Raw genomic sequence first — 6,338 nt, 5'->3', positions numbered from 1 at the left:
CTATCTAAATAATCATCTACACCATCAAAATCTATGGTAGCTGATGATGGTGGATTAACATCAAATAAATCGCGGTAATCTAAATCACCGCCTGATGCTAAATCACCATCCGCATCTGGTAAAATTGTTAAATCTGAAGGGTTATCTATATCATCATTTGGGTCATTCGGATCATTCAAATCAGATCCCTCAAAAAGTAAATCAAGACCATCATTATCGCCATCAGAAAACAAGGTAATGCTATCTGCCATCCCGTTTTCTTCGATATCTAACAAGCCATCATTGTCACTATCTAAATCTAAAAAATCTGGGAAAAAATCAAAATCTGTAAACACAGCATTCAAGCCTGCACCGTATGCCACATCTATTCCGGTAGTTGCTACAGTTCCTGTTGGTGCTAAATAACCTACAGTAGGTTGCGCTTCAATATTATCGGGTATACCATCATTATCACTGTCTAAATCTAAGTGATTATAAACACCATCATTATCAAAATCCTCACCTGTAATAATTGTTAAATTATTCGAATTAAAATCTAAAAACTCACATTGTGTAAAAGACATCATGAACTGACGAGTAGATGAAGAGCTTGATGTTTTAATGGCTTGCATTCTCATAGAAAAAGAGTTACCAATAAACTGAAAATATGATCTTAACCATGGTAATGTTGAAAACCCATTAACAGTTACATCACCAGAAGTCATTTCTATATTATTAGATCCTAAATCTGTTATTGTTATGTCTGAAGGGTTTTCAATTCCATAAGCGGCTGGACTATAATAAATAACAGACTCTAATAAATTTGTTACACCATCACAATCCCAAGTAATTCCGTTAACTCTAAATATATTTGTTGATGGCGTAGTAGTACCAGCATTTACAATTGTAAAATTAAACGTTGCTCCAGGTGTTCCTGTTCCTGAAAAAGTAAGTGTCGTTTGTAAATATTCAGGAATGCCTATAGTGTCATCATCAATATTGGCAATTGTAGTATTTGTTAATTCGGTAATTTCCATGAGTACATCATAGCCAGCAATAGTATTACCAAACCTATACACTGCACCAACAGTACCAATAGCTCCTGTACTTGCAGGACCATCATAATATCCGTTTTCAAAATTTAAGGGAGGTAGCGTACATTCAAACCTGTCTTCCCCTAAGTTTTCAACTGAATCAGGAATTCCATCACCATCATCATCATAATCTAAATAATCTCCTATACCATCTTGATCTAAATCTGGAATAGAACTACATTTTGCATCACCTCCAGATACATCAAAAAATATAGTTTGTCCAGCAGTATTGGCTCCAGAACCAGTATCATTAACCACTTCTGTACCGTCAATTTTCACTTTTACTCGTCCGCCATTCCATCCATTGTTTCCGGCATCATATAATTTTAAATAATAATTAACACCGTTTGGAACACAGCCTAAATCGTATTTTACACTATATCTGTCATCAGGAGCTATTTGTGTTGTTGTATAACATTGTGTATCGTCACACAATGTTAATATTAAATCATTTGCGGTATTGTAAACTTCAACTTTTTGTTCGTAAGATTCATTAGGCCACCTCACTATTATCTTTAATGGTGAGTTTTGAGCCATTAATGTGTTGAAAAAAGAGCATGCCGTAAGTAGACATAAAAATAACTTTGTTTTCATAATTAATAGATTTGGGCAAATCAAAATCAACTTAATATCAGTCGTTTATATCCTTTATTTTTTTTAAATGAAAAAAAACCTATTAACTGTATTCAAGTTTAAATAACATCGATGAAATACATAAAAGTATATTATTTATCTATGATTTAAGCCTTTGTTTATTAGACACTTTCTAATTAACAAAGTCACAGTTAATCGACTTTTTAATTTACAAAAAAATAAATTAAAACAGACTTCATAATAGCATTTTGAAACTAAACTTGAGGGAAGAGCGCTTCTGTTATCATTACTATTATTCATAATTTTGAATAATAGTACTACAAATATGAAATAAAAATTTGACAAAAACTAATAATATATAGACAAAGTGATTGTTTTATACGTCAAACCACATAAAATATCTTTGTAGATTTATTGTTTTTGCTTTTTTTGGGAGAAATTATTAATCTTTTATGCAGATTATCACTTACATTTTTAATTCACAATAACTTTTTTAGTAAGTACCTCATTTGCCTCTGTTCGAATACATATTACATAAGCGCCTGTTGATACATTACTAAATTGTATGCCGTTTTCTAATCTTTCTCTTGAAACATCTGCCATTTCTAAAACAGATTGCCCTCGCATATTGATTAACGATAGTTTCCCAGCATCAGTCCTTAATTTTTTAACATATAACGTATTGGTGGTATTCTGATAATAAATATAGTTTTGACTAACTAATGATTCTTCCGTGCTTAAAAGCTCTTGTTCATTTTGGAAGACGATTTCAAATCTATCATTGAAAACCCCTTGCCCTGAGCTAAACCCATAAGCCGTATCTTCTCTTAAATTAAAATAAGTACCAGTTAGATTATCTTTTAAATATATAGCTTGATCTGCTGCTATATGTTCTAGATCTGAAACTCGTATCTCAAAGGTATTATCGCCTGATGAACTGAAATTTAATGACACCACCTTATCTTCTGTAATAGATGCATAAGCTTGGATATTCATATGCTGGCCCTCTAATTCTAGATTTAAATCGTTATTGCTGTATTCTGTGGCTTTTGAATCATAACCATAATCAAATGCATCCGTTGTATAATCACTAAATCCTAATAGGAGTTCTCTTCTTGTTTCTGGACCTGTAACCGAGTTAAACTCTAATCGGATTTTTTGTATTGGGGCATTATCTTCATTTTCTTTTGACGCATTTCCTTTTGATGATTTCCCTTTTGTAGTTTTTGAAAATGTAGAACCATTATTATAGCTACCATCTGCATCGGATTCTTTGATAAAAACACGTTGGCTATTATTAAACTCTACTTGACCATTTGCTATAATTTCAACAATAAAACCTTGGCCTACCGGCATGTATCTAGTTGGAATTATTAATCCACGACCCTTTGTTTCACTATTGAATTTAGAAGAACCATTAAACTGGCGAGCTCTTGTAGATCCTAATTTATTTACTTGTGCATAGCCGCCTTGATATTCGTTAAGATAATGAGAAGCACCTTCCCATTGTTGCCAGATTTGTATAGTCCCATTTATAACACCTTCGTTATCATCTATAAACTTATATATATCTATTGCTGAGGCATACGGATTACCTACAAGATATTCTGTTTTAGATACGTTGGCTACTGATCCTGGTCCGCCTACATCTTCCACATCTATCAAAATAGTACCATTGTTAGGTTTGCCTTCAAATATATATTGCTGTTCTGTCGCGGCTGTTCCTGTACCTTTTTGAGTGTAACCTATTCCAGATTTTAAATCTGTTGATGTTGATATTTGCGCCCAATCCCAATAGGTCTTACCATTTATAAATGTATATAACCAATACGTACTTATGTTTCCATTACCTGTATAACCTGATGTAAACGAAGCATTAAAGCCAGATTCGTCTTTTAGCATGTTTAAACTAAAGGGCGTATTGTTTGGATTGTTTGCTGGGGCATTATTATCTGTTAAATTTGTGGCTCCTAACTCGCCTACTGGGGACGACCAATAGTTGTACCAAAATGGACTAGATGCACCTTCTTGACGTCGTAATATTTTACCGGTCGATGAGGTGACTAAATCACTTGTTACCGTTTGTATTAATTGCGAGTCATTTTCTAAATCTAAAGTACCATTTAATTCTAAATACCATGTATTTTTAATAAAATTATCCCCTTCTACTGTCAATTTATTTCCTTCATTAATAATTAGTGCACTAGTAGTAATAGAGTTTGAAATTGTAATATCATTTTTTATTCTTATGATATTATAGTCTTTATTCGCTGATATATCTTCAATATCCCATACATCACCATGCAACCAGGTATTCTTACTGGTCCATGCGCCATCTGAAGCTGTTTCATAGGGCATTGGGGCTGTTTGCTCCTGTATTGTTTCTATATTATGAATTTGAATGTTTTTATTATACCCCGAAAAATCTGATATAGAAGTGTTTTTGATATCCGTCATTGGATAATAAGCTATTAAATTATTCCATGAAATAGTACTTTTTGTTGAGCTATCTTGAATATCTTTCTGAACCAAAACACCTTTAACATTTTCGGAATTATTTTCAATTTCTTGATAAACCATGCCCTGTATTTGACTATCTGTTAATGCCTTATTAAACACTCTAACTTCATCAATATTTCCTTTAAAATATTGATTATCCACATTTTTGTCTGAATACCTTCCTATTTCAAATGTTCCATTTGCATTTGAACTCGCCAAAATAGATTGGCCTTTATTAGACACTTCATAACTATCTATTAATAACCCATCAACATAGAGTTTTATTAACCCCGAAGTACTAGAATAGGTTCCTGTTATGTGATGCCATTCATCAAATTTAACATTATTGCATGTACGACAATCTCCAATTGTTTTTTCACCATTTTTACTTGTTTTTATAGTAAACATGGGTCTATTTCCTTCTTTAAACCACAAACTACATGATAATGCTTCACCAGCTATAGTCATGTCTTTTGAATTCCCGGAATCAGTTTTCACCCATGTCATAATGGTTACTTCATTCAATCCGTCTATTAGTGATTCTCTAGACAAATAATTATCTATACTATTAAAATATAAAGATGCTCTAGAAGGGATAATAAAATCATAATAATCCCTGAAATCCACATTGCCACCTAAATTAACATCGCCATCTATATCTGGTAAATTAGCGGGATTATTTATGGTCCCATTAGCATCAGAATAACCAGCAATAGCATCTGTATTATCATCCAAACCATCATCATCCATATCGCTATCTGCAAGTAATATTCCTGCTTCTTCAGTATCATTCCCACCCTGGTTATCAGAGTTTAAATCTAAATAATCCGGATTATCAGCCTCATCAGTATTCACTGGTGTTATGCCGTCAGGATAGTTAATATCTATTCCGTGTTGATTTACATTACCCGAAGGGGATATATAACCTGTTGTAGTTTGAGCCTCAACATTATCAGGAATTCCATCTCCATCACTATCTAAATCTAAATAATTTGGTATTCCATCACGATCATAATCACTCGACGTTAAAACTTGTATTTCTGCTATATTTAGCCAGTTTCCCCCTGGGTTTTTTCCAGACTTTTGTATTCTAACATACCTTCCTTCTTGACCTATAGAAGTATCTATAGAAATTACGTTATTTGATTTTCCAAATTGATGAATAAAAAGTGCATTTTTTTTAGCTTTTTCTAAATTATAATTTGAAGGGAATGGAGTTTTGGAAACCATTAAGAAAACATTTGTCAATCTATTTGAACAACAATCCGTTCTATTCCAAACAACAATATTTTTAATATAATTTGAACTTCCTAAATCTATGTCTACCCAATCATACTTTGATGAGCCACTGGTATGCCCAACTGAACGTGAACTCCATCTACCATTTGTATTATTATCATTTATTCTTGACATTACCCCTCCCCAACCTACAGAACTTGAGGTTACGGATCCTATTAAGGCAATATTTTCAGAGGTAGATCCATTTTCAACAGAATCTAATATACCGTCATTGTCGTTATCTAAATCAACTATATCTAACACCCCATCTCCATCAGAATCTTGAGCGTAAGTTGTACTAGAAAATAACAATACAAATAAAACAAGTACTTTAAAAAGTATATTTTTTTTCATTGGTTAAGTTTTAATAGCTTTTGGGAACTAGCTAATTATATACTAAAAAATGATACTTTTAATACAATGGACTGCTTGTAATAATACTTGAGAGAAGTACTTTCCAAAAAAACATGATTTTTAACAAATTAACAGCAACAATATTAAGAATTAACCTTCAATAAAACAAGGATGAAGTGTGTTTTTTTACGATAAAACAACAAATAACTCCGGTTAAGTGCTTTTTTTAAAAGTTATGAACCATTATTTTCTAGCTTCTAAAATATATTTTTATGCAGATTATCACTTACTTTTTTAATTCACAATAATCTTTTTAGTTAACATCTCGTTTGTGTCTGTTCGTATACATACTACATAAGCGCCTGTGGATACATTATTGAATTGTATACCGTTTTCTAATCGCTCTCTAGAAACATCTGTGAACTCCATAATTGCTTGTCCACGCATATTGATTAACGAGAGCTTTCTAACAGCACTGTTTAATTTTTTAACATATAACGTGTTGCTTGTATTCTGATAATAAATATAGTTTTGACTAAC

At 32.2% G+C, this 6,338-nt stretch carries 2 protein-coding genes and 1 pseudogene; all 3 read right to left on the bottom strand.

The window, feature by feature from the left end; genetic code table 11:
- Positions 1-1,667 (bottom strand): annotated as a pseudogene (locus tag P8K68_RS09345) (hypothetical protein); the annotation flags it as partial.
- Between the two features lie 474 nt (positions 1,668-2,141).
- Complete coding sequence (locus P8K68_RS09340) at positions 2,142-5,798, bottom strand: LamG-like jellyroll fold domain-containing protein (protein WP_300249950.1); 3,657 nt, start codon at positions 5,796-5,798, stop codon at positions 2,142-2,144.
- A gap of 294 nt (positions 5,799-6,092) precedes the next feature.
- A partial coding sequence (locus tag P8K68_RS09335) for a T9SS type A sorting domain-containing protein (protein ID WP_300249947.1) occupies positions 6,093-6,338 on the bottom strand: 246 nt, incomplete at its 5' end.

This window comes from Algibacter sp., assembly GCF_029245835.1.
In the GTDB taxonomy this organism is placed as follows: domain Bacteria; phylum Bacteroidota; class Bacteroidia; order Flavobacteriales; family Flavobacteriaceae; genus Algibacter_B.
This window is presented reverse-complemented; position numbering and strand designations above follow the sequence as displayed.

Coding starts and splice junctions, on each gene's coding strand:
- P8K68_RS09340 (WP_300249950.1), bottom strand. CDS start 5,798: ATGAAAAAAAATATACTTTTTAAAGTACTTGTTTTATTTGTATTGTTA.